The sequence below is a fragment of the Rheinheimera baltica genome, assembly GCF_030731985.1.
In the GTDB taxonomy this organism is placed as follows: domain Bacteria; phylum Pseudomonadota; class Gammaproteobacteria; order Enterobacterales; family Alteromonadaceae; genus Alishewanella; species Alishewanella baltica.
Map to the genome: position 1 here is coordinate 99,667 of NZ_JAPJDY010000001.1, position 23,437 is coordinate 123,103.

Annotated in this window: 22 protein-coding genes; 13 read left to right on the plus strand and 9 right to left on the minus strand. The window is 46.0% G+C overall.

The genetic code is table 11. From position 1 onward, the window contains the following. On the minus strand, window positions 1-585 hold the full coding sequence (locus ORJ00_RS00520) for an aminodeoxychorismate/anthranilate synthase component II (protein ID WP_305972998.1): 585 nt from the start codon (window positions 583-585) through the stop codon (window positions 1-3). 3 nt (window positions 586-588) lie between these two features. Continuing rightward, the gene (locus tag ORJ00_RS00525) at window positions 589-2,172 is read right to left on the minus strand and encodes an anthranilate synthase component 1 (protein WP_306138690.1); all 1,584 of its coding nucleotides are present in this window, start codon (window positions 2,170-2,172) and stop codon (window positions 589-591) included. A gap of 432 nt (window positions 2,173-2,604) precedes the next feature. Here ORJ00_RS00525 and ORJ00_RS00530 point away from each other — a divergent pair, with 432 nt between their 5' ends. The 8 genes from ORJ00_RS00530 (at window position 2,605) to rluB (ending at window position 12,023) form a co-directional block, all read left to right on the plus strand. Then, entirely contained in the window at window positions 2,605-2,781 is a 177-nt protein-coding gene (locus tag ORJ00_RS00530; RefSeq protein WP_156885983.1) for a DUF6435 family protein, read from the plus strand. A gap of 173 nt (window positions 2,782-2,954) precedes the next feature. Next, window positions 2,955-5,939, plus strand: coding sequence for a tetratricopeptide repeat protein (locus ORJ00_RS00535; protein WP_306138691.1), 2,985 nt, complete (start codon window positions 2,955-2,957; stop codon window positions 5,937-5,939). Beyond that, on the plus strand, window positions 5,936-7,966 hold the full coding sequence (locus ORJ00_RS00540) for a DUF3857 domain-containing transglutaminase family protein (RefSeq protein WP_306138692.1): 2,031 nt from the start codon (window positions 5,936-5,938) through the stop codon (window positions 7,964-7,966). The genes ORJ00_RS00535 and ORJ00_RS00540 overlap by 4 nt, the downstream gene beginning before the upstream one ends. 108 nt (window positions 7,967-8,074) lie before the next feature. After that, window positions 8,075-8,932 carry an RNase RNM gene (gene rnm, locus ORJ00_RS00545; protein WP_306138693.1) on the plus strand — a complete coding sequence of 286 codons (858 nt, stop codon included), beginning with the start codon at window positions 8,075-8,077 and terminating at the stop codon, window positions 8,930-8,932. A gap of 29 nt (window positions 8,933-8,961) precedes the next feature. Further along, window positions 8,962-9,582, plus strand: coding sequence for an L-threonylcarbamoyladenylate synthase (locus ORJ00_RS00550; RefSeq protein WP_027671641.1), 621 nt, complete (start codon window positions 8,962-8,964; stop codon window positions 9,580-9,582). A gap of 22 nt (window positions 9,583-9,604) precedes the next feature. After that, a complete protein-coding gene (locus tag ORJ00_RS00555) occupies window positions 9,605-10,429 on the plus strand; it encodes a segregation and condensation protein A (protein ID WP_305973010.1) in 825 nt (274 codons plus the stop codon). Beyond that, complete coding sequence (gene scpB, locus ORJ00_RS00560) at window positions 10,429-11,013, plus strand: SMC-Scp complex subunit ScpB (protein ID WP_306138694.1); 585 nt, start codon at window positions 10,429-10,431, stop codon at window positions 11,011-11,013. The genes ORJ00_RS00555 and scpB overlap by 1 nt, the downstream gene beginning before the upstream one ends. Further along, window positions 11,013-12,023, plus strand: a complete 1,011-nt coding sequence (gene rluB, locus ORJ00_RS00565; protein WP_306125171.1) for a 23S rRNA pseudouridine(2605) synthase RluB — start codon at window positions 11,013-11,015, stop codon at window positions 12,021-12,023. The genes scpB and rluB overlap by 1 nt, the downstream gene beginning before the upstream one ends. Window positions 12,024-12,077: 54 nt before the next feature. Here the strand turns inward: rluB and ORJ00_RS00570 are convergent, their stop codons facing one another. Next, window positions 12,078-12,374, minus strand: coding sequence for a hypothetical protein (locus ORJ00_RS00570; RefSeq protein ID WP_306138695.1), 297 nt, complete (start codon window positions 12,372-12,374; stop codon window positions 12,078-12,080). Next, window positions 12,374-13,195, minus strand: coding sequence for a formylglycine-generating enzyme family protein (locus ORJ00_RS00575; RefSeq protein ID WP_306138696.1), 822 nt, complete (start codon window positions 13,193-13,195; stop codon window positions 12,374-12,376). Before ORJ00_RS00575 ends, ORJ00_RS00570 begins: the two co-directional genes overlap by 1 nt. A gap of 136 nt (window positions 13,196-13,331) precedes the next feature. Here ORJ00_RS00575 and ORJ00_RS00580 point away from each other — a divergent pair, with 136 nt between their 5' ends. After that, window positions 13,332-14,078: a sulfite exporter TauE/SafE family protein gene (locus ORJ00_RS00580; protein WP_306138697.1), complete on the plus strand. Its 747-nt coding sequence runs from the start codon at window positions 13,332-13,334 to the stop codon at window positions 14,076-14,078. Between the two features lie 127 nt (window positions 14,079-14,205). Next, complete coding sequence (locus ORJ00_RS00585) at window positions 14,206-15,114, plus strand: transporter substrate-binding domain-containing protein (protein ID WP_306125175.1); 909 nt, start codon at window positions 14,206-14,208, stop codon at window positions 15,112-15,114. Between the two features lie 33 nt (window positions 15,115-15,147). Here the strand turns inward: ORJ00_RS00585 and ORJ00_RS00590 are convergent, their stop codons facing one another. Then, complete coding sequence (locus tag ORJ00_RS00590) at window positions 15,148-15,951, minus strand: SDR family oxidoreductase (protein WP_027672541.1); 804 nt, start codon at window positions 15,949-15,951, stop codon at window positions 15,148-15,150. Between the two features lie 48 nt (window positions 15,952-15,999). Further along, entirely contained in the window at window positions 16,000-16,767 is a 768-nt protein-coding gene (locus ORJ00_RS00595) for a hypothetical protein (RefSeq protein WP_305973026.1), read from the minus strand. A gap of 129 nt (window positions 16,768-16,896) precedes the next feature. Between ORJ00_RS00595 and ORJ00_RS00600 the strand changes: the two genes are divergently transcribed. Then, entirely contained in the window at window positions 16,897-18,039 is a 1,143-nt protein-coding gene (locus ORJ00_RS00600; RefSeq protein WP_306138698.1) for a sensor histidine kinase, read from the plus strand. Next, window positions 18,032-18,688 carry a response regulator gene (locus tag ORJ00_RS00605; RefSeq protein WP_306138699.1) on the plus strand — a complete coding sequence of 219 codons (657 nt, stop codon included), beginning with the start codon at window positions 18,032-18,034 and terminating at the stop codon, window positions 18,686-18,688. The genes ORJ00_RS00600 and ORJ00_RS00605 overlap by 8 nt, the downstream gene beginning before the upstream one ends. Here ORJ00_RS00605 and galE read toward each other — a convergent pair. Continuing rightward, window positions 18,685-19,701: a UDP-glucose 4-epimerase GalE gene (galE, locus tag ORJ00_RS00610; RefSeq protein ID WP_306138700.1), complete on the minus strand. Its 1,017-nt coding sequence runs from the start codon at window positions 19,699-19,701 to the stop codon at window positions 18,685-18,687. The genes ORJ00_RS00605 and galE overlap by 4 nt on opposite strands. A 21-nt stretch (window positions 19,702-19,722) precedes the next feature. After that, window positions 19,723-20,022 (minus strand): YciI family protein, encoded by a 300-nt coding sequence (locus ORJ00_RS00615; protein WP_306138702.1) that lies wholly within the window; start codon window positions 20,020-20,022, stop codon window positions 19,723-19,725. Window positions 20,023-20,219: 197 nt separating this feature from the next. Between ORJ00_RS00615 and ORJ00_RS00620 the strand changes: the two genes are divergently transcribed. Beyond that, window positions 20,220-21,632: a sodium-dependent transporter gene (locus ORJ00_RS00620; protein WP_306138703.1), complete on the plus strand. Its 1,413-nt coding sequence runs from the start codon at window positions 20,220-20,222 to the stop codon at window positions 21,630-21,632. Between the two features lie 60 nt (window positions 21,633-21,692). Here the strand turns inward: ORJ00_RS00620 and ORJ00_RS00625 are convergent, their stop codons facing one another. Then, window positions 21,693-23,420, minus strand: coding sequence for a proline--tRNA ligase (locus tag ORJ00_RS00625; protein ID WP_306138704.1), 1,728 nt, complete (start codon window positions 23,418-23,420; stop codon window positions 21,693-21,695). Between the last annotated feature and the right edge of the window lie 17 nt (window positions 23,421-23,437).

Genomic DNA, 23,437 nt, shown 5'->3' on the forward strand with positions numbered 1-23,437 from the left:
TCAGCCTCGTAGTAAATATTCAATGCTTTGTTTTAACAGCGGTTTACCCAAAGTGGTTAAAATAGACTCCGGGTGAAACTGGTACCCCAACATTCGTTTATCTTCGTTTATCACTGCCATAGGAATATGGCGTTCACTAGCCAGTAGCTGCAGCGCATTGGGCATTTCTGTCGCCATCAGCGAATGATAACGCGCGACTAAAAAGGGGTTAGGTAAGCCAGTAAAAACGGGATGTTCTTGTAGCCTAATGGCTGAGGTTTTACCGTGCACCGTTTCTCCTGCGCGACCCACTACACCACCAAAGTGCTCTACTATGGCTTGATGTCCCAGGCAGATACCTAAAATGGGAAACTTGCCTTCGCACAGTTTCACTAATGCTGGCATAGAGCCGGCTGAAGCCGGACTGCCGGGGCCTGGGGATAATACCAACAACACGGGTTCGGTTTCGGCTTGCATTTGTTGGCAAATGTAATCTGCCGGTACGGTGTTACGATACAATTTAACCGCATAGCCCAGTTGGGCAAATTCATCCACCAGGTTGTAGGTGAAGGAGTCTATGTTATCAAGCAAGTAAATAACGGCCATAGTTTACCCCTTAACCGGTGTGTGTGATGACAAAATGGCGTTTATTACGGCCTGTGCTTTGCTTCGCGTTTCATCAGCTTCAGCTTGCGCGACGGAGTCAAACACGACACCGGCCCCAGCCTGAATATAGGCTGTGTCATTTGTAATATAAGCAGAGCGAATAACAATACAGCTGTCAAAATCACCGTTTCCTGACAAATAACCTACAGCACCGCCATAACTGCCGCGACGTTTACCTTCAACACCGCGAATAAGTTCTGCTGCTTTTACTTTAGGCGCACCCACTAATGTGCCCATGTTCATACAGGCTTGATAGGCATGCAGCGCATCCAGCCCAGGTTTTAGTGTGCCAACCACGCGCGAAACTAAGTGCATTACGTAAGAATAGCGGTCTACTTTAAGTAGCTCTTTTACATAACGGCTGCCGGGAACACTGATCCTCGCTACGTCGTTACGGGCTAAATCAACCAACATTAGATGCTCAGCCTTTTCTTTTTCATCCTGGCGCAGCTCCAGTTCAATACGGCTATCCAGATCGCGGTCTATGCTGCCATCGGCTTTAAAGCCGCGACGGCGTGTGCCGGCTATTGGATAAATTTCAACCTGGCGGCTTTGGGCATCAAATTTTAATGCTGACTCTGGCGAGGCACCAAATAACGTAAAGGCCGTATCTTTTAAGTAAAACATGTAAGGGCTGGGATTTTGCTGCTTTAAACGCGCATAGGCGGCTAATGGATCAGGGCAGGGTAGACGAAAACAGCGAGATGGTACCACCTGAAAAATATCGCCGGCGACAATGTTTTGTTTTAGCTTTTCAACCTGCTGAATAAAGTCAGCATCACTGATATCGACCTCAACTTGGGTAGTTATTGGCGCGGGAGCCGGTGTGTTAGTGGGAGCTGCTTGCAGCAATTGTTTAAGTTGTTCCAGTCGCTTTCCAATAACAAAGCAGTTAGCTGGCGCGTGTTCGCCACAAAATACATTACCAACAAGGCGGCTTTGGCCGGTTTGATGATCCAGTACCAACAAGGTTTCTGCCAGATAAAACACGTAATCCGGGCACTGATTCTCTGCTGTTGGTACTTCGGGTAGCTGCTCAACGCAAGCCACCATGTCATAACCGATAACACCACCTAAAAATACCCCGAATGGTTCATCGCCATGGCATTGCAGTTCGTGTTGTAGTGTGCGCAACACACTAAAGGCGTTAGGAGCATTAAGCCGGGCGTTTTCTTCCAGTAATAACGCCGGGCGCTGGTATGTCAGCGTTAGTTGTTGCTGCTGTTGCTCAACAATGGCATCGCGACGTAATTTTTCAGCCAGATAAGGCAACAACACCGCGCCGTTGTTACTGACTGCGCTAATAACCACGGTTTGGTCATTACACTCTATGCGCAGCGCGGCATCTATGAGTAACAAACTTTTTAAATTGTCTTTGCTGTCTATCTCAGCAGACTCTAACAGCAATGAATACGGGCTTTGTGCTGTCAGGGTCTGATAGCAGGCCAGTGCATCGCTTTGATACTGCAATTGCATGGCAATGCTGGCAACTTCGCCTGGCGTATCGGTGATATGACTAAAAATCATGCTTTAGTTTATCCTTGTAATTCAACTTTATAACTTAACAATGTTTTTATTCAGCCGGTTTGCACAATTTTGCAGGCACATAAAAAAAGCCCGCTTCTTGTGGAAACGGGCTTCGGTAATTAAAGCTAATACAACGCCTACACACGCCCGTTAGGAATGTGCCACCACCAGTTAGTCAGGTTTAGGGTTGTGATAAATTGCATTAGCTTTGGTTACCTTAATATTTGTGCCATACATAAAACCGCAAAACAGTGGTAGGCGTCAAGTGCTTATTTGTTATAACACAGAATTAAAAACGTATAAGCGGCTATATGGCCAGAGAGTTCGCTATGAGATGCTTAACGACATCCTGTTCAGTAACTTGCCGTTACGGTGAACTGGGTTGGCACGTTACTCGTATAGACAACATTATGGAAAATATCTGAGGTAACTATGTTTGGCTGGTTAAAAACAAATCCGATAAAAAAACTTCGGAAAGCCTATGATCAAAAACTTGAGCAAGCCATGCATGCCCAACGTAATGGCGATATGCGGCTTTATGCAGATTTAACCGCTGAAAGTGAGCAAATCTGGCAGCAGATACAGCAACTAGAACAATCAACAACTTAAGTACTTCAGAGATAAGCAAGTCAAATGCTTATCAGCATCATGTTAATTTTTTTAATTTTCTGCTTCCTGTTAATGGTAAAAATAGGTAATTTACTGTTTTTAATGTTGGCAGAATAAAGGGAATTACTTTGAGGTATCTGTTGCTAATCTGTGTGACGCTTTGCACAAGTTGTGTGTCAAATTCAGATAATCGTAGTGCGAAAAACGTAAAGCAAGTTAATCAAATCGCTGTAAAAATGTTAGTTGATCAGAGTGCAGCGTTTTCCAAAATGAGTACCGATACCATTTGGGCTCGTGAGATTTTTCTATTCCGCCACGCATCAGATCTGACGTCCCAACTTAACTATGTCAATGCCAATAAGCGCCTTGAAAGTGCAACCAGCGATGATATCTGCAGTGAGCAGTACAACGAACCTGTTACACAAATGTTGCAGTACAACAAGAGTAGCCTGGTGGCAAACTACTTTAAGTTTGCCTGTGCTGAGCAATTAGGGCAGCAAGCTTTAGCTGAAAAGTATATGTCTGATTTATCAGGTATATTACAGGCGATGCTGCTTGAAGGAGATGGAGTTAGTGCCGAGCATCCCATCATAATAAGAGAGTTAAATGAAGCCTATGTAATGTTGCCGTTGGCCGGCCTCGACATTATTAATATTGAAATACTTATCGATAACGACACTTTCCTATACCGCGTGCTGTGTAAGGATCAGCAAACAGGCGAGCAATCATTTCGCTATCTATCTAATTTTAGCTTGTTTAAATCGGTTGCAGAAAATGACATTAAAAAAATTAGCAACCGCACTATCCTCAATCAGATTTTATCGTTATACATCGATCAAAAATTTGACGCGGCGCTCTATTCGCAGTCGCGTTATTTTATGGAGCAGAAAAAGTTTGCAGAAGCTAATAATACATTAGCCTCTGTCGGGGAAGGCGATGGATTAAGGCTTGCCCTACAAGCAGAAATTTTTCTGATGCAAGGCGACAAAGCTGGCCTTGAGACAATTTTGCCAACACTGCTAAGCGCTCATCAAAATGGTCATGCGGCGGTGAGTGCTGTGCTAGCACAATGGTTATTGCTTCAAGACGAACACGCTTCATCTGCCAATGACAGCAAGGCGCTGTTGCTGGAAACCGGCGATGAAAGCCAGTTACTGGTACACTACCAGTATCTATTTGAATTTCTATTGTTATCTGATGACTACTTAGCGCAAATTGGTCGTTTCTTAGGTGACACTCCAACAGATACCCAGTTACAGGCGTTACATCAAGCCGCAACTACTTTGATGCAAGCAGGCGAAGCGCTGCATCAAACAAAGTACTTAAATGTTACAAATCTCCTGGTCGACCTAAATTACGCTGCCGCCCAGTTTGATATGGCCTGGATTAAACTACGTGGCAAATTTGGCGTAACAAAAAATATTGCCCTTGGCCTATCTTTGCTACAACAGGCAGCTGGCGCGGGGTATGCCGATGCACTACTCGACAGTGGTTGGTTGGCGTCAAGCGGGGAGTTTGGAACAGATATCAATAAAAATAAAGCGCTAAGCAGCTATCAACAAGCAGCGGCAGCCGGCAGTGCTGTAGCGTTACGCAATTTAGCGTTTTACTACCGCGATGGTGAAATTGTCGACTTAAGTATAGATAAAGCGAAAGAAATGTTAGAGCAGTCGATAAATATGGGGTTGGGGGAAGCGTATTGCCTTCTTGGCAACTTGTACCAATTTCGGTTGAAGTCGACCGATTACGAAAAAATTGAACAGCTCTATTGGTCAGGTATTCTCGCTAATGATGGTAATACCAACAAAGCAATAGAGTGTCAGTATGGTTTAGCTGTTTTAGGCCGCAACGTAGCTAAAAATGGCCCGCAAGCAGAATATTGGTTCAAACGTGCTGGTGAAAGCGATTCGATCAGTGCTTACAACGCATTAGGCTGGATGTATCAACATGGCGAGCTTGTTAACATAAATGTCAACCTTGCGGTTGAAGCGTATCAGAAAGCAATTGATTTGGGCGATGCCACCGCACCAGCAAACTTAGGTTATCTGTATGAAATGGGCGAGTTAGTTGATAAAGACTTAAATAAAGCCGCCGACTTATACCAGTTGGCTGCTGAGCGGAAAGATGGCGTGGGCATGAACAATCTTGCCACGTTCTACTTAAACGGAACCGTGGTACAGCAGAGCATCAAAAAAGCACTTCAATTATATGAAGAAGCTAGTTTGGCAGGCATTGGTTTGGCGAGTATGAATCTTGCCATCCTTTATGGCAATGGTGATGTTGTAACCAAAGATTTACGCCTCTCCTGTGATTATTATGAACGTGCTGTAACACAGCACTATGATGATGCGTATCGGCCATTGGCGAAATGTTTTGAGAAAGGTGAGGGGCGTCCACAGAGCTATTCCAAAGCGCTTAACTTTTATGAACATGCGGTGATCAATGGTCAGAGACTTGCACAGAATGAACTGGTCAATATGTTATTAACTCAATATCAAGTTGCTGCTGATTCCCAGCCTGTTATTGACGTACTTACACGCATGGCTGTGGCGCAAGATATTGACGTAAATACCTACCTTGGTCATTTTTATTATTTTGGAGTTAACGGTATAAAATACCTTGACCTTGCACTGCAATACTACGAAAAAGGCCATCAACAGCAAAATGCTGGGGCTATAAATAATCTAGCTGAAATGTACCGTTATGGTCAGAGTGTTGAGGTCGATATTGGCAAAGCAATCACTCTCTATCAAAAGGCTTTCAATCTAAACAGCAGTCACGCTGCATTTAACCTCAGCGAACTTTACGAAACAGGTACTGGCGTGCCACAGGATAGTATTGTAGCGTTTAATTATGCCAAATTCGCTGCAGAGCAAGGGTTGATTGACGGTATGTTCCGTACAGCTGAAATGTACAGATTAGGCGATGGTGTGGTGGCAAATATTGAACAAGCCAACGTGTGGTACAAGCAAGCTGCTGAGCAAGGTCTAGCTGTTGCGATGTATCAGTGGGGGGTGAATTTGGTTGAAGGTATTGGTGTTGAAGCGGACCCGCAATTGGGTCGATCTTATTTAAGACAAGCTGAAAAAAAGGGTAATGAAAAAGCAAAATCTTATCTCGCAGCAGGTGTAACAGCATTAGGAAACGTGGCAGCATGAAAAAATATCTGAACTGCTTTATGTTGTTAATACTATGCTGTGGTCATCATGCTACAGCGGCAGATGCCTCAGAGCATCTAACAGAAGGCTTTAAATATCAGATTTCAAAAGTACCTGATTGGGTTATCGCACATCAGATTCCATCTGACGTTAGTAATAGTATTAAACAAGGTGCGGTGAGTTATCTTTTGAATGATGAGCAGCTGACATTACGAAATGCCGATTTTAAACGATACCGTCATAGTGCTGTGAGTGCCAACACTAAACAAGGCCTGGAGCAGGTTTCAAGTTTTGACATCTATTTTTCACCAGAATTCCAAACTCTTGATTTGCATTATATTCGGGTTGTTCGGGATGGCAAATTCCGGGATGTCACGGCTACGGCGGATATCAGGTTGGTGCAACCAGAGCAAGAGAGTGAGCGCAACATATATAATGGTCTGGTTGCTGCAATGATTTTGTTAAGTGATGTGCAAGTTGGTGATCAGATTGAATATGCTTACACCATTAATGGCACAAACCCGATTTATGGAACGAAATATTTTGCGTCTTTTTCAACGCAATGGAGTGTTGCGGTGGCGCAGGCATATGTACGCGTATTGACGGATGCAGCTAGGCCTTTAAATATTCGGGTAAACAATTCAGATACTACAGTTGATAAAAGGCAGCAGCATGAACTTGTCGAATATACCTGGCAGCAAACTGGGGTGCCTGCATTAGATGATGAAGGACAATACCCAGGTTGGTATTCGCCGTATGCTTATATAGAAGTGTCTGAATTTTCAAACTGGCAGGATGTCGTTAACTGGGCTTTACCGCTTTACGATTCAGTACCACTGGCCAACGAAGCGCTGTTGGCGTTGGAGCAGAAGTGGCAGCTTGAAAGCCATTCAAAACAAGAATATGTCGAGAAAGTAATACACTTTGTACAGAACCAGATTAGGTATTTTGGTATCGAAATAGGCAGTAACACTCATAAACCTTATTCCGCAGATGAAGTGTTTGAACGAAAATATGGTGACTGTAAAGATAAAACAAATTTGATGATAACGTTGCTAAGACGTGCAGGCATTGATGCTTATCCTGCGCTGGTATCCAGTTATCTTGGTACCGACTTGGCAAACCATCTGCCAGCACCAGGCGCTTTTGATCATGTAATTACTTATTTCACTCTAAATGGCACGGCTTATTGGGTTGATGGTACTCGCAGCCAACAATTTGGACCACTGGAAGCCGCCGGCGAACAATACTTTTCGCGAGCGCTGTTGGTTAAACCAACTACGACTGACCTTACTATTATTCCTGAACCTGTGTTACGCAAAAACAGCGAGCGTACAGAGGAGCATTTTAGCGCTAGTAATTATGATGGCAATGTGACCTTACAGACTGTTTTTGAGTTTCAGGGTGACAATGCTGAGTATTATCGCTCGGCATTGCAGCGCATGGGGCAACAAGATTACGAAAAACATCTGCAAAATTATTATCAGCGGCAGTTTCCAGGTGCTGAGTTAATGACCGGGCTTACTATTAAAGATGATCGCGAACGTAACAGTATGCTAGTCACGGCGAGTTTCAGTATTAGTAATTTTTGGGACAATGAACAAAATAAAATAGAGTTACCTCTGTATGCTGAATCATTATTGTCGTTTGCAGAGCTGCCTGACAGGGTTAAGCGTAAAATGCCATTAGCCCTGGAGCAAGATGTCATAGCACAGCACATTGTCAGTTTTCAGCTACCTGAGATTGTTCACTGGCAATTAGACGAACAGCCACTGACAATTGAAGCTGATGCTATGATCTACAGTCGCTCTGTGGCATTGCAGCCAACAAAGATATCGGTAACACATCATTATCAAAGTAAGAAAGATCACGTTAGCAGTAACCAGATTGACCAGCATATTCGTGCGCTTAAAAAGCTGCTTGAATCGATATATTTTTCTGTATCGATAAGTGATAGTAGTAAATCACCTGACAGCAAAGAGCAGCAATTACGTCAACGTTTTCAGAAACTGCTAAATAAAGTGTAACGCTCGTCGATCTCTGTTGGTGTTAGTGAGTTCATTCTAGCGACTGTTAAAGGCGCTTTATGGAAACCGCAGCGTGTGAGACAATGGCCGCCTTATTTTGAGGTGCCAATGAAAATTGATTTACACAGCCATACCCTGTGCTCGGACGGCGTATTATCGCCAGCCGAACTGGTGGCGCGCGCAGCGGAAAAGGGCGTGGATGCGCTGGCAATTACTGACCATGACACCGTGGCAGGCCTTGCCGCTGCAAGGCAAGCAATTAACGAGCAGCAATTATCGCTGCAATTAATTAATGGTGTGGAAATTTCTTCCAGCTGGCAGCAACTGGAAATTCATATCGTTGGCTTAAATGTTAACCCGCAATGTCCGGTATTTTTGCAGCGTTTAGCGACACAGCAACAGGCTCGCCTTGAACGGGCCGAGGAAATGGCACGGCGGCTGGCTAAAAACCAAATTCCGAATGTCTTGCCTGCAGTATTGGAACTGGCGAATGGGGCGGCATTAACGCGCACGCATTTTGCCCGGCATTTGGTCAGTATTGGTAAAGCCAGTTCGATGAATAATGTGTTTAAAAAATACTTAGGTCGCGGCAAAATTGGCTATGTGCCTAATAATTGGGTTGAAATGGCAGAAGCTATTCAATGGATCCATGATGCCGGTGGAGAAGCAGTACTGGCGCATCCGCTAAAATATAAGTTAACAACAAAATGGGTAAAACGCTTGGCTGAGCAGTTTGCGGCCGCCGGTGGCGATGCAATTGAAGTTATTTCGCCACAACAAACCCCAGTGCAAAAACGCGAATTATGGGCGCTGTGTCAGTTGCATAACTTAACTGCTTCTGTCGGTTCTGATTTTCATCAGGTAACAACTTGGAATGATATTGGAAAAAACCTATATTTAACCGATGATGTTTTACCGGTGTGGGCCAGTTGGCCGTTACATGCCTCAGCGAATGCGGCTGTGTAAGCCACTAATTATATTTAAGAAGAACAAACATGAGCCAATTTTTTCATATTCACCCTGAAACACCGCAACAGCGTTTATTAAAGCAAGCGGTGCAAATTATTCAGCAAGGCGGTGTGGTTATTTACCCAACCGACAGTGGCTATGCACTGGGGTGCCATGTTGGCGATAAAAACGCGATGGCGCGTATTTTACAAATTCGCCAGGTTAGCGGTGATCATCATTTTACGCTGATGTGCAGCGATTTATCTGAGCTGTCGGTATATGCCAAGGTTGAAAATAGCGCTTTTCGCTTAATTAAAAACAACACACCAGGCGCATATACGTTTATTTTGCGTGGCACCAAAGAGGTGCCTAAGCGCTTGTTAAATGAGAAAAAGAAAACCATAGGTTTACGTATTCCAGAAAACAAAGTGGCATTGGCGCTACTAGCTGAGTTGGGCGAGCCTTTGCTTAGTACCAGCCTGATATTACCTGGCGAAGAATTTGCCGAAAGTGATCCGGAAGAAATGCGCGCAAGGCTGGAAAAGCAGGTCGATTTAATTATGCATGGCGGTATTATTGGTGAAGACCCTACAACGGTTGTTGATCTGTCAGATGACGACCCGCAGGTATTGCGCGAAGGCCGTGGTGACCCTGCGCCATTTCGTTAAGCACTGATTGCAAGAGCGCCCCTTGAGCGATATTCTGCCAGATAGCCTAACCCTGCAGCAGCCATTGCCGTTGGCTTTTGTCCGCGGCGAAGCGGTACTGGATAGGCCGGAAGATTTATATATACCACCGGATGCGCTGGAAATTCTGCTGGATGCATTTGAGGGGCCGCTGGATTTTTTGCTTTACCTTATTCGTAAACACAAATTTGATATTGTCGACTTGCCCGTAAACGAAATTACTCTGCAGTATATGGAATATATTGACCTGATGCAGGGCCTTAATTTTGAGTTGGCTGCAGAATATCTGGTCATGGCGGCTATGCTGGCGGAAATTAAATCACGGCTGTTGTTGCCAATACATCGCACAGTAGAAGATGAAGAAGCCGACCCACGCGCTGAACTGATACGCCGGCTGCAGGAGTACGAGGTTTTTAAGCGCGCTGCCACCGAGCTTGATAGCCTGCCACGGGATGAGCGTGATCACTTTAATGCCAATGCGGTATTGGCGGATAATTTCGCCCCACTGCTTATTCTACCTGACGTTGATCTAGCCGAGCTGACACTGGCGCTAAAAGACATTGTAAAACGGGCAAAAGATTTTCAGCATCACCATATTAAACGTGAGCATTTATCTACCCGCGAACGTATGAGCCGAATTTTAGATTTACTCAGTCAGCATCAGGGCTATCTGGCCTTTTCAGCCTGCTTTGACGTTAGTGAAGGCCGCGAAGGTGTGGTTGTCACATTTTTAGCCATACTGGAACTAACCAAAGAAAAACTGGTGGAGATTATTCAGGTGGAGGCGTACGGCCAAATTCATGTCAAATTGAAGGAAGCTGAGGCATAATGGCGGATAAAATTAATGACGTGCAGCTAATGCAGCTGGTAGAGGCCGCTATTTTTGCCGCTGATAAGCCATTAACTGCGGATGATCTGCAAGCCACAGTGCTGGATGGCTTTAATGTTAGCAAAAAACGTCTTAGCAGTACGCTTGAGCGATTGATACAAGATTACTCCGGGCGCGGTGTAACGTTAAGTGAAACTGCCTCTGGCTATCGTTTTATTACCAAGCCCGAACTAAGTGATTATTTAGCCAGGCTTTGGCCAGAGCGATCGCCACGTTATTCCCGCGCTGTACTGGAAACACTGGCATTAATTGCCTATCGCCAGCCCATTACCCGCGGTGAGATTGAAGATATCCGTGGTGTATCGGTAAGTAGTCAGATTATGCGCACCTTACTGGAGCGTGACTGGGTTAAGGTGGTGGGCCACAAAGAAGTGCCGGGGCGCCCCGGCTTATATGCCACCACAAAAGCATTTTTAGATTACTTTGGTTTAAAACATTTAAACCAATTACCCCCCTTGCCAGAATTTCAGGCTATTAGCCTGGATCTGGCTGACACCGTCGTGACGACAGGAGAATTGCACTAATGAGTGAAAAAGCAGGTAGCGAAAAGCTACAAAAAGTATTGGCCCGGGCTGGCGTAGGTTCACGCCGTGAAATGGAAGAATGGATAAGTAGCGGCCGCGTTACGGTTGACGGTAAACCGGCAACCTTAGGTGACCGGATAAGTCCGAATCAGCAAGTACGGGTTGATGGTCATCCGGTGCAAATTGCCAGTGAAGCAGAGCAAATTTGCCGTGTGCTGGCGTACCACAAACCGGAAGGCGAAATTTGTTCGCGTACCGACCCAGAAGGCCGGCCCACGGTATTTTCGCGTTTACCTAATATAAAGGGTGCGCGTTGGATAGCCATTGGCCGTCTTGATATTAATACCTCAGGTTTATTGCTATTCACCACTGACGGTGAATTGGCCAACCGTTTGATGCACCCTAAATTTGAAGTAGAGCGTGAATACGCGGTACGGGTATTTGGCGATGTAAACGATGCAATGATCCAGCGTCTGCGCATTGGTGTTGAACTGGAAGACGGCAAAGCCAACTTTAAAAAGATTAAAGCCTTACCAGGCGAAGGCATAAACCGTTGGTTCCATGTGGTGCTAACCGAAGGGCGCAACCGTGAAGTTCGCCGGATGTGGGAATCACAAGGTGCTGTTGTCAGCCGTTTAATTCGGGTGCGCTACGGTGATTTATTGCTGCCAAAACACTTACCGGCAGGTGGTTATGCCGAGTACCCACTGGATGATGTTAACTACCTGCGTAAGTTAGTCAGCTTAGCACCAGAAGTGGCTACTTTGGTTAAACCGGAAGACCGTGACGAACGCCGCCGTCGCATGGCCAGTATGAAACGTGCAGTGCGTAAGCACGATATTGCCGCTAAAACACCTGAACGCACGCCAAAAGAGCGCAAGCCCACCGAAGCTCGGACTAAACCTGATGGCGCTAAACCCGCCGGACGTCGCGGACCGGCCGCCCCTAAAGGTAAAGCGCCTAAGCGCCAGCCAACGGGCAAAAAGCCAAGCCGTGAAGGTAGAAATTAATAACAACAAAGGCGCGTAAAGCGCCTTTGTTGTTTTCAATACCTGTTGTGATATCTAAGAGGTATAGATTGTTCTTGGCATAGCAAGCAGGGTGGTTAGTGCAATTAAGCCCCCTACAACAGCAATTAGCGGGCCAATGATACCGCCGCCTATCTGAAAGTAACCCATTGCAGAGCCAGCAATCATCATAACTAAACCGATTTTTTTAAAAAAGGTAGCCTTACTACTTTCATGGCTCCATTGTTTGCAATTAGCGCACTGCAGCATAAAAATGCCGTTAACGTTTTGATTCGCTGCAGCGTGCTTTAAATTAATGTTGTGGCCGCAGGCTGGGCATTGCAGTAATTTCATCAATGCATCTCCCTAACCAATCTGAAGCCGAGAGAGGGGGATTTATCATCAACAGAGAATCCGTGCCGGGCAGATAATCGCGTATTGTGTGCCCGGCTGGAGTAATCTCCCCCTTTGATAATACGGTATTCACAATCGCCGGTTTTTACTGGTGTTGTGTCATTAGCACGGTTTTTTTCATCATCACAATCCATTACCCATTCTGCCACGTTAGATGAAACATCAAATAGACCATACGGGTTTGCATTATAACGACCGGATATCCAAGGCTGAGCTGCTTCAGTGCCAGCTTTGCAGCCGCCGATATCGCGATCACAATGCTCTTTACTCTGAATGTACTCTTTGCCCCACCAATAAATTGTTTTTGTGCCAGCTCTGGCGGCATATTCCCACTCGGTTTCTGACGGTAAGCGGTAATATTGATTCGTTTGCTCCGTTAACCATTTAGTGTAGGCCGTAGCGTCCATCCAACTGACATTAATCACTGGCATATCGCCGCGACCCCAGCCTCTATCATCCGGTAATTTACGATTAGTGGCGTTAGCAAACTTATCGTACTGAGCAAAAGTAACTTCAGCGCGGGTTATGGCAAAAACCGTGTTATTTTTTATGCTGCGCTGCGGGCCATGATAACCGATTGAAGACGTGTATTCTTCACCGGCAATACCTGCCCCTGCCGGGATAACACTTAGCTGCGGCCCGTCAATGCCATCGCTGAGCTTATCGGAAAAGAATTCAGCGCTATAAAGAGCTGGATTGCCACACGACGTGATTAATGATGAAAGTGCTAACACGGTAAATATGTTTCTCAGTAATGACATTCTCTTCCTATTTATTAATTCTGTAACTGATAACTAAACTATGTAACGATAGCTAAGTTCGACGCATGCTCAGACATACCCATTATTTCCAGAGTTTGTTTGTAATTGAAAATACTAATTAAAACAAGGCTGAACAGTGCCTGATATTGATATGCTCACCATGCTGGTAATCGCTTTAGCGGTGTTACTCACCGGTATTTCTAAATCCGGTTTTGCTGGTGCTATTGGTGGTATTACTGTGCCGTTAATGTCGCTGGTTATTAGCCCGGCGCTGGCGGCGGCGCTGTTGCTGCCCATTTTGATTATTGCTGATGTGCTAAGCCTGCGGCAGTGGTGGGGGCAGCAAAGTAATCAGCACTTGTGGTTACTTGTGCCAGCAGCACTACTGGGTATTGTGGTAGGTTATGTTAGCTTTGGTTGGTTGGATGAAAACGGATTGCGCTTGTTGCTAGGCGTTATAACCCTGCTATTTGCGCTGAACATGCTGTTAAAACTGGTTAATCAGTCGCATTTAACCTCGGCTTGGGCGGGCAGATTACTGGGCGCTTTAAGTGGGTTTACCAGCTTTGTCGCGCATGCTGGTGGGCCTCCACTGAATATGTATTTGTTACCCCAGCACTTACCTAAAGCGCAGTATTTAGCTACAGCGGTGGTGTTTTTTTCCGCTGTGAATTTACTTAAGCTGCCACCATATATATTGCTGGGTCAGCTCAACACCACGTTATTTGTTTATGCGCTACTTAGCTTGCCGCTAGTCTGGTTAGGGGTGAAGCTTGGCATGGTGTTGCAACATAATATTAGCGAACAGGTGTTTTACAAACTGATCAGTATCAGCATGTTGTTGCTTGGGTTGCGGCTAATCTATACCGCACTTTTTAGTTAAATTGGTTTTTTTCTATTACCCCCCTTATGCTGCGTTAAATCGATGGTTTAATTTAACTTTTCTATTTCATTAACCGCTTGTTTTAGACTATGGTTAGAGTCCGATCGCACAAAAAAGTAACCTTATTGTGTTTAAATATCTACATGCCCATGCGGTGTTGCTGGTTGTTAGCTTTATCATAGTAAACACGCTTAGTCTTGTTCAAGCTGCAGAAACGGCGCCGCGAACCCTTGTCTATGCATTACCCAACAGCAATCTTAACCCTATGTCCACCTATCAGGTTCGCCTTTTGCAAGCGGCACTTAATCATTCTGGTGAGCATTTTGTCTTAAAACCTGCGGCTGAAGCTATGGTGCAAAGTAGGGCATTAAAGGAAATAACAGATACTTCGCAAATAGATTTATTTTGGAGTATGACAAGCGAGGCGCGCGAGAAAATACTTCGGCCTATTCGTATTCCTATTGATAAGGGGTTGCTAGGTTGGCGTCTGTTACTCGTAAAGGAGCAAGGGCACATTGCGCCTAATTGGCAACGGATTACTGCTTTTCGCATGGTGCAGGGACACGACTGGCCAGATACGGAAATATTAAGAAAAGCAGGTTTCAAGGTAGACACTTCGGCAGATTTTAATTCGTTATTTAACATGATAGAAAAAGGCCGTGCAGATGCAATGCCGCGTTCAGTAAATGAGATACAAGGCGAGTTGGCCACTATCGCCAATAAATTAAACGTCGAGCCTGGCATTATGTTGTATTACCCGGCTGCTCAATACTTTTTCGTCGCCAAGCATGATGATAAGTTGGCACTGGCACTAGAGTACGGATTAAAGCAAATAATACAAAATGGCGTTTTCGACCAGCTTTTCAATGAGGAGTATGGCGACATACTACAACAACTGCAGCAAGAGCAGCGACGAATCATTAAACTGGATAACCCGTTACTGCCTAAAGGCACTCCGTTGCACCAAACTGAGTTATGGCAGCCACTGCCATCTAATGTTGATGACAACACCCATGCTTATTTAGAACGACCATAGAAAACACGCTTTGCCCATTGGCCGCACAGAGCGTTAACGCACCTTACTTTTTCGCACCATTTTATACAGTAGCTCTGGCGAAAGCCGTGATACTAAGGCGCCTAAACGCTCTTTTAGCCCACCGATAACAATATAGTTTTTTCCTTTTAGCAGTGCTTTTACCGCTTTTTCAGCAAACAGCTCGGCGCTCATGGCGTTAGCCTGGGCATCATCCATCTGGCCAAGTGCGCTGCCATCACCGGTTAACGCGTTGCGTGATACATCGGTTTTAACAAAGCCAGGGAAAATAGTCGCGACACTCAGGCCTTGATCAAATAATTCAGCACGCAAGCTGTTGGCCCATAAATGCAGCGCCGCTTTTGCCGCAGAGTAACTGCCACGATACTGCGTGCCAACTAAGCCAGCGACTGACGACACAAACACCACCTTGCCACCGCCGTCGGCTAGCAGCAGCGGTAGTGCCTGGCGAGTGAGGTTTATTTGGGCAAAATAATCGACTTCGAACAACTTACGCTCTGTATCCAGTGTGGTGTCGGTTATTAATGCTCGCTGGCTAATACCGGCGTTATTAATTAACCAGTCTAACCCGCCAATGAGTTGTTTTATGCTGTCAATGGCTGAGGTTATCGACTGGCTGTTGGTAATATCCAGCGGTAGTAGCAGATGCTGTGCGTTATTGGCAAGGCTGGCGCGAACCCGTTCCAGTTCGCTTTGCCGCCTGGCGCTTAAAATAAGCCTTGCTCCATCGGCGGCTAATTCCCGTGCCAGCGCCTCGCCAATACCGCCAGAGGCGCCGGTTATCCAGATCACACGGTCTTTAAGCTTTGTATTTTGCATTAACAGAATCACTTTGTCTTTTCGTTAGTCACGCACATTAGGGCAGAATTAGGCGTGTTGTAAAGGGCTGTCTTGCTTGGTTTTCACTTTGTATTTGCGCTGAAAATGGCCTTTAAACAAGATGATGGCGCCAACGCCTATTACTGGTGCAGCAAGCCAGGTCAGCATCATCCATTGCTCCGGCAACAACTCGCTGATAAGGCGACGGCCGCCAGCGGCAAAGAATGCAGTGTAAACGGCAATGCCGGTGCCGACCATTGAAGTGAAGTGTTCAATAATCCATTGCCGTGGTTTAATTTCTGCTTTAAATACATATACACAAATACTTGCAGCGATATAAAAACTCACGCCGGCAAAAATCATTAGCAGTGTTTGGTTAAATTTGTATCCTTGCCAGGCGACAAACAGCGATAACGGTAGCATAAGCAATACTGGACCAAGAAAACTAAGGCGTTTTAACAGGCTGCGATCGGCTTTTGCTAACAGCACACCAATAGCGTGGCGCACGGACACCCAGGTAAGCAGGCTTAACAATAGCAAAAATTGTGAAAATACTACGCGCCAACCCAAAAAGCGCTGCAGTTCAATGCCGGTTAAATTGGGCATGGGGTAGATGGCGAGCGGATCATAAATAGTTAAGCCGCTCATCACCATGCCAGAGCCGGATACTAGCAGCATAATGTAGTAAAATACTTTTCCGGCGTTGTTATGCAATTTACTGCCTTTTTTAACAATAACCGGTAGCCAAAAAAGCAGTAATGCAATGCTGCCAAGTGCGATGTGTGTATATAACAAAATACTGTGTAAAGCGGACATAATCAGTCTCCTTAGTAGTTGGACTAAGTGTATTACGACTGCTTGTTCCGCACAGGTGCCGAAAGTCAGGATTTTACACTATGACTTTTGGCCTATTGCAGTTTTGCAAAGGAAAAGCATAATACGCGGATGACAAATAAGTTGCCTCTATCCAGCCTGGCCGGTGTATTGACCTGGGCGCTGGTATTTATTATTACCTTATCTCTTTTGCCGCCAACTACCGAGATGCAACATTGGCTTGGCGTTATCAGCTTGTTTTTACTCTATGGTGCGGCCTTTACTGCTTTAACCTTTGATTATTTTCGCTGCCCGCCGCATTCGACAGCAGGCAAAAGCTTGCTGGCGTTGCAGTTAGCTACTGCGCTTGGTCTGCTGGTGTTGTTGCCCCAACCTCAATTCGAATTTCTGGCTATTCTGACTATTATTTGGGCTGCCGTTTTACCCTTTGCACTGTCTCAGCGCAATGCCATAGCGTTAACGCTTGTCGTCGTTATTCTTTGGTTTAGCGTCGCATCTTACCAACAGCACCATGCGCTGTGGATTACGGCGTTGCTGTATGGTGCTTTTCACTTGTTTGCGGTTTTAGTGCAAAGCACGGCAAAGTCAGAGCAAACAGCTAAAGAAGAATTGGCAGCGAAACATCAGCAGCTGCAGGCAACGCAACAATTACTACAGGCGGCGTCCCGCCAAAGTGAACGCACCCGCATTGCCCGTAATTTACACGACTTGGTAGGGCATCATTTAACCGCGCTGACTATACAGCTGCAGGTAGCAGGACATATTACCGATGGCGAGGCAAAAGCGCAGATTGGTAAGTGTCACCAATTGGCGAAATTATTGCTTTCTGATGTCCGTGAAGCGGTAAGCACCATGCGGCAATATGCCGATTTGAGCTTGCTGGAGTCGGTACAGCAAATGGTTAATGTGTTACCACAGCATGTGGAGATGAAATTGGCTATTGCTCCTGACATTGTCATGCACGATTTATCACAGGCGCAGCATGTGCTGTGTATTATTCAGGAAGCAACATCGAACAGTTTAAAGCACAGCGGCGCAACAGCGGTGCATATTTCAGCCTGTGTTACACAGCAGCAGTTGTGTATCACGATTCATGATAATGGCTTTATAGATATTGGCTGGCGCGCTGGTAATGGTATTAAAGGTATGCAGGAAAGAGCCGCTGAATGTGGCGGACAGTTGTGCTATCAGCGTGTTGATGATGCTATGCACTTAAGGTTAAATTTGCCCTACAAAGGATCTGAGCATGTATAAGGTGTTACTGGTCGATGATCAAAAACTGATCCGCGACGGTATTAAAAGTTTGCTTGGCTTGTCGGGCAAAGTGGATGTGGTTGCCGAGTGCAGCGATGGCACGACGGTGTTAGAAGCCTGCAAAATGCATAAACCGGATATTATTTTGCTGGATCTCTCCATGCCGGTAATGAATGGCGTGCAAACGTTGGATGCCTTAAAACAAGCTGGTAGTGCTATTCCGGTACTTATTCTCACCACCTTTGACGAACATGAAATGGTGTTAAAGAGTATTGCATTAGGCGCGCGCGGTTTTTTACTTAAAGATGTATCACTGGATACGTTGCTAGATGCTATTGCCACCTTAGTCGGTGGTGGAAGTTGTTTTGCGCCCAATATTACCGAGCGCTTGCTGGGGGCTATACGCAGTAACGATGCTGGTGAAAAAAGCGACTTTGCTATGCCGGCGCAGTTGGAAGCGCTAAGTGACAAAGAATTAGAAATCCTGCAATTGATGGCCGCGGGCTACAGCAACAAAGAAATTGCAGCGGCATTGTTTAAATCTGAAGGTACAGTTAAAAACCAATGCTCAGCAATCTTGTCTAAGCTTGGGGTGCGCGATCGCACCCGTGCCGTATTGCTGGCATTGGAGTTAGGGTTAATTAGCTAGTTGTTGTAGCCATTAGGGTTAGCCGACTGCCAACGCCAGCTGTCACGCACCATATCGTCCAGTGTTTTTTCTGCCTGCCAACCTAACAGCGTTTTAGCTTTAGTTGGCTCAGCGAAGCATACTGCTATATCACCGGCGCGGCGCGGCGCTATTTGGTAAGGTACAGCAATATTATTTACCCGGCTAAACGCATTAACCATATCCAGTACGCTGTAACCGGTGCCGGTGCCCAGGTTTATTGCTTCAATGCCGCTGTGTTGTTCAAGATACTGTAGGGCTTTAACATGGCCACGGGCTAAATCTACTACGTGAATATAATCACGTACACCCGTGCCATCATGGGTGGCATAGTCATCACCAAACACACTGAGCTTGTCACGCTTACCTACTGCTACCTGCGAGATAAAAGGCATTAGGTTATTCGGTATGCCATTGGGATCTTCGCCAATCTGGCCACTGTCGTGAGAACCTACCGGGTTAAAATAACGCAGCAGGGTAATGCCCCAGTCGGGTTCGGCACGCACTAAATCTTCCAGGATATGCTCTATCATAAGCTTACTTTGGCCATAAGGGTTGGTGGCAGAGCGCTCAGCGGTTTCCGGGATCGGCACTTTTTTGGCATCACCATATACCGTGGCAGACGAGCTAAACACCAACGTCTTAATATTAAACTCACGCATTACACGACACAGTGTTACTGTGCCAGCGACGTTATTATCGTAATAATGCAGCGGTATTTGCGTAGATTCACCTACGGCTTTTAACCCGGCAAAATGTACCACCGCACTGATATTGTAATCCGTGAAAAGTTGACGTAGTGCGGTTTCATCCCGAATATCGCCGTTAAGGCTGACAATCTGTTTCCCCGTAAGCTGTTCAACTCGTTTAAGCGCTGTATCTGAGCTATTGCTGAAGTTATCAAAGCTCAGCACCTGATAGCCTGCGTTTAGTAATTCCAGTGCAGTATGGCTGCCGATATAGCCGGCGCCGCCAGTCAGTAAAATATAACTCATGCCTGTTTCCTTGTTCCTGCTTTACGGCAGTACTTTTTTGAATGGCTTAACGGTTGAGCGGGCATATACACCTGCGGCCAGATAAGGGTCTGCATCGGCCCACGCTTGGGCGTCAATTAATGAGGCAAATTCGGCGACCACTAACGAGCCACTAAAACCGGCCGCACCGGGGTCTATGCTATCAATAGCGGGCGTTGGCCCCGCCAGTAATAAACGGCCTTCAGTCTTAAGTTGTTCTAAACGGGCCAAATGTGCCGGGCGCGTGGCCATACGCTTATCTAAACTGCCTTCATTATCTTCAGAGTAAATCATGTAAAACATGGGGGATCCTTCTGCAGAGCTTATTTTGACTGGCGCACGATAGCAGATCTTGACCGTTGTTCCAACGCTGTTGAACGCATCGGAGCAGTACAGACTAGGATTTGCTGCAACAGCCTGTTAGCATGCAGTGCGCTATAACAATAACTGGGCACAGCTCAGACATTCTAATAAGAAAAATTCAGGGAGTCCGCGTAGCAATGAAACGTGAACAATTTAGCTCTAGCCTGGGCTTTGTGCTGGCAGCCGCCGGTTCAGCCGTCGGTATCGGTAATTTAGTTGCCTTTCCGGTCATGGCCAGTAAAAACGGCGGTGCCGCCTTTTTAATTATGTATACCTTCTTTGTCTTCTTTATCTGTTTGCCAGTGATGTTGGCAGAGATGAGTCTGGGGCGTCATACCCGTCAGAACCCACTGGGGGCTTACACTGAAATTGGCCAAAACCGTGCATGGCGCACCGTAGGGTGGATGTCGGTTATCACGCCTTTTATGATCGGCGTGTTTTATCTGGTTATTACGGTGTGGATTTTTGGTTATCTGGCAAAATCAGCGATGGGGCAACTTACTGAGCTTGCCGCGCCTGACAGCTTTGGCAGTTTTATTAATAGCAATGAACTGTTTGTCTATATGGCCATTGTTATTGGCCTTACCTTCGCTATCTTGCAGGGGGGCGTTAAACAAGGCATTGAAAAAGCCGCGCGGGTATTGATGCCGATGCTGTTTGTTATGCTTATCGCCTTGGTTATTTATGTATTTACGCTGGAAAACGCCATGTTAGGGGTAAAGTTTTTCCTTATTCCAGAGTTTGATAAGTTAACGGGTAAGGTATTAAACGGCGCCTTGGCGCAGGCGTTTTTCTCACTGTCACTGGCGATGGGTATTTTAATTACCTATGGCTCGTATATTCAGAAAAACAACAATATCGTGCACGCCGGTAAAATGGTGGCAGGGTTGTCGGTGTTGGTGGCGTGTTGCTCTGGTTTACTAATTTTGCCCGCGGTATTTTCGTTTAACCCGGATATACAGTTAAGCACCTTATCTGAATCTAGTATCAGCATGATTTTCACCTTCTTGCCAAAAATCTTCTTAGCCATGCAGGCTGATATTGGTTATTTTGGTGCCAGCTTTATTGCCGGATTCTTTTTCTTACTGGTGTTTTTTGCCGCGTTAACATCGTTAGTTTCAATTATTGAAGTACCGGTGTGTAGTTTGATGGACCAAAAAGGCGTAAGCCGTCGCACAGCGCTGTTTTCTTTAGGTGCTGCGATGATAGCGTTAGCGGTTATTTGCGCGTTGTCATTTGGCCGGGTAGAGCTATTTAGCAACCTGTTAAGCTACGGTGGTATCAATAAGTCATTCTTTGATTTGGTCTATGACATCTTCTACGAAACCATACTGCCACTAAATGGTTTGTTGTTATGTCTGTTTGTTATCTACCGTTGGAAGAAACATAACTTTGACGCGGAAATTAGCCAAGGCAATGACACCTTCGCCGGCTCGTTACTGCAAAAATACGTTAACTTCTCGCTGGGTACCTTTATTCCATTTATCTTGGCGGTGATTTTCGTGAATACCGTTGCAACGATTTTCTTTGGTAAAAACCTGTTGTTTTAACTGAGGTATAAAAAGAAAAAAGGCAGCGAATTCGCTGCCTTTTTTATGTCTATTGCCAGCTTACTTTGCCAGTTTTTGCGCCATTGCTGCGACAACGCCAGCGATATCCAGCATCTCTTTCTCGCCGCTGCGACGGTTTTTATATTCCACCTGCTGGTTGTCCAGGTTGCGCTCGCCAACCACGATGCTGTGTGGAATACCCATCAGTTCCATGTCGGCAAACATAACGCCAGGACGCTCTTTACGGTCATCAAACAGTACCTCAAAGCCAGCAGCGATTAACTCGTTATATATGCGCAATGTGGCTTCTTCGACGCGTGCAGACTTGTGCATATTCATTGGGATCAGTGCAATTTGGAACGGTGCAATCGCGTCCGGCCAGATAATGCCGTAATCGTCGTTATTCTGCTCAATAGCAGCGGCGATAATGCGTGATACGCCGACACCATAACATCCCATCGTCATGATCTGGTGTTTGCCTTCTTCGTTTAACACTCCGGCTTTAAGTGCTTGTGAATAACGGTCGCCTAATTGGAATATATGGCCAACTTCAATGCCGCGTTTAATCACTAACTTGCCGTTACCGCATGGGCTGGCATCGCCTTCGACGATATTGCGTAAATCCGCTACGCTGTAGTCTATACTATCACGATCCCAGTTAACGCCTGTGAAATGGTAGCCGTCTTTATTGGCGCCACAGATAAAGTCACTTAGGTGAGCTGCACTGCGATCAACAATTACCGGTATTGGCATGCCAACCGGCCCCAGTGAACCCGGGCCTGCGCCAATAGCTGCGCGAATTTCTTCTTCAGAGGCAAATACCAGCGGGCTTTGCACTTGCGGTAGTTTTTCTGCTTTAATTTCGTTTAGCTCATGATCACCACGCAGTACCAGTGCCACCAGCGTTTGCGGCGCTTTGTCATCAGCTTTTGCGGCATAAACAATTAGCGTTTTGCTAACCAACGCCATTTCTTGCTGTAAAAGAGCGGCTACGTCGGCGACTGTTTTTGCATTTGGCGTTGCCACTTCGCTAAGTGCTTGTGTTGCCGCTGCTCGCTGTCCTTCAGGGGCTAAAGCTTCGGCCATTTCAATGTTGGCGGCGTAATCACTTTCATCTGAAAACGCGATAGCGTCTTCACCAGATGCGGCTAGCACATGGAATTCGTGCGACATGCTACCACCAATGGCTCCGGTGTCTGCCAGTACCGGGCGGAAATCCAGCCCTAAGCGGGTGAAAATGTTGCAGTAGGCTTGATACATCGCATCATAAGTTTGCTGCAGGCTGTCCTGGCTTAAGTGAAAAGAGTAAGCGTCTTTCATCAAAAACTCACGTGCGCGCATCACGCCAAAGCGCGGACGACGTTCGTCACGAAATTTAGTCTGAATTTGATATAGGCTCAGTGGTAACTGTTTGTAGCTGGTAATTTCACGCCGTACTATGTCAGTAATAACTTCTTCATGCGTTGGACCCAGAACGAAATCACGCTGGTGGCGATCTTTAAAGCGCAGCAGCTCGGCATCCATTTTGTCCCATCGGCCTGACTCTTGCCACAGCTCAGCCGGTTGTACCATCGGCATTAACACTTCAATGGCGCCGGCTTTGTTCATTTCTTCGCGCACAATGTTTTCTACTTTCCGTAGTACCCGCACGCCAGTGGGCAAATACGTATACATGCCTGATGCGACTCGACGTACCATACCGGCACGCAGCATTAATTTATGGCTAATGACTTCGGCATCGGCCGGTGTTTCTTTGATGGTAGATAATAAGTACTGACTGCTGCGCATCGTATTCTCATATTCGT

Coding starts and splice junctions, on each gene's coding strand:
- ORJ00_RS00625 (WP_306138704.1), bottom strand. CDS start 23,420: ATGCGCAGCAGTCAGTACTTATTATCTACCATCAAAGAAACACCGGCC.
- scpB (WP_306138694.1), top strand. CDS start 10,429: ATGGCGGATAAAATTAATGACGTGCAGCTAATGCAGCTGGTAGAGGCC.
- ORJ00_RS00550 (WP_027671641.1), top strand. CDS start 8,962: ATGAGCCAATTTTTTCATATTCACCCTGAAACACCGCAACAGCGTTTA.
- ORJ00_RS00525 (WP_306138690.1), bottom strand. CDS start 2,172: ATGATTTTTAGTCATATCACCGATACGCCAGGCGAAGTTGCCAGCATT.
- ORJ00_RS00605 (WP_306138699.1), top strand. CDS start 18,032: ATGTATAAGGTGTTACTGGTCGATGATCAAAAACTGATCCGCGACGGT.
- rnm (WP_306138693.1), top strand. CDS start 8,075: ATGAAAATTGATTTACACAGCCATACCCTGTGCTCGGACGGCGTATTA.
- ORJ00_RS00600 (WP_306138698.1), top strand. CDS start 16,897: ATGACAAATAAGTTGCCTCTATCCAGCCTGGCCGGTGTATTGACCTGG.
- ORJ00_RS00530 (WP_156885983.1), top strand. CDS start 2,605: ATGTTTGGCTGGTTAAAAACAAATCCGATAAAAAAACTTCGGAAAGCC.
- ORJ00_RS00615 (WP_306138702.1), bottom strand. CDS start 20,022: ATGTTTTACATGATTTACTCTGAAGATAATGAAGGCAGTTTAGATAAG.
- ORJ00_RS00595 (WP_305973026.1), bottom strand. CDS start 16,767: ATGTCCGCTTTACACAGTATTTTGTTATATACACACATCGCACTTGGC.
- ORJ00_RS00540 (WP_306138692.1), top strand. CDS start 5,936: ATGAAAAAATATCTGAACTGCTTTATGTTGTTAATACTATGCTGTGGT.
- ORJ00_RS00620 (WP_306138703.1), top strand. CDS start 20,220: ATGAAACGTGAACAATTTAGCTCTAGCCTGGGCTTTGTGCTGGCAGCC.
- ORJ00_RS00590 (WP_027672541.1), bottom strand. CDS start 15,951: ATGCAAAATACAAAGCTTAAAGACCGTGTGATCTGGATAACCGGCGCC.
- ORJ00_RS00575 (WP_306138696.1), bottom strand. CDS start 13,195: ATGTCATTACTGAGAAACATATTTACCGTGTTAGCACTTTCATCATTA.
- rluB (WP_306125171.1), top strand. CDS start 11,013: ATGAGTGAAAAAGCAGGTAGCGAAAAGCTACAAAAAGTATTGGCCCGG.
- ORJ00_RS00570 (WP_306138695.1), bottom strand. CDS start 12,374: ATGAAATTACTGCAATGCCCAGCCTGCGGCCACAACATTAATTTAAAG.
- galE (WP_306138700.1), bottom strand. CDS start 19,701: ATGAGTTATATTTTACTGACTGGCGGCGCCGGCTATATCGGCAGCCAT.
- ORJ00_RS00520 (WP_305972998.1), bottom strand. CDS start 585: ATGGCCGTTATTTACTTGCTTGATAACATAGACTCCTTCACCTACAAC.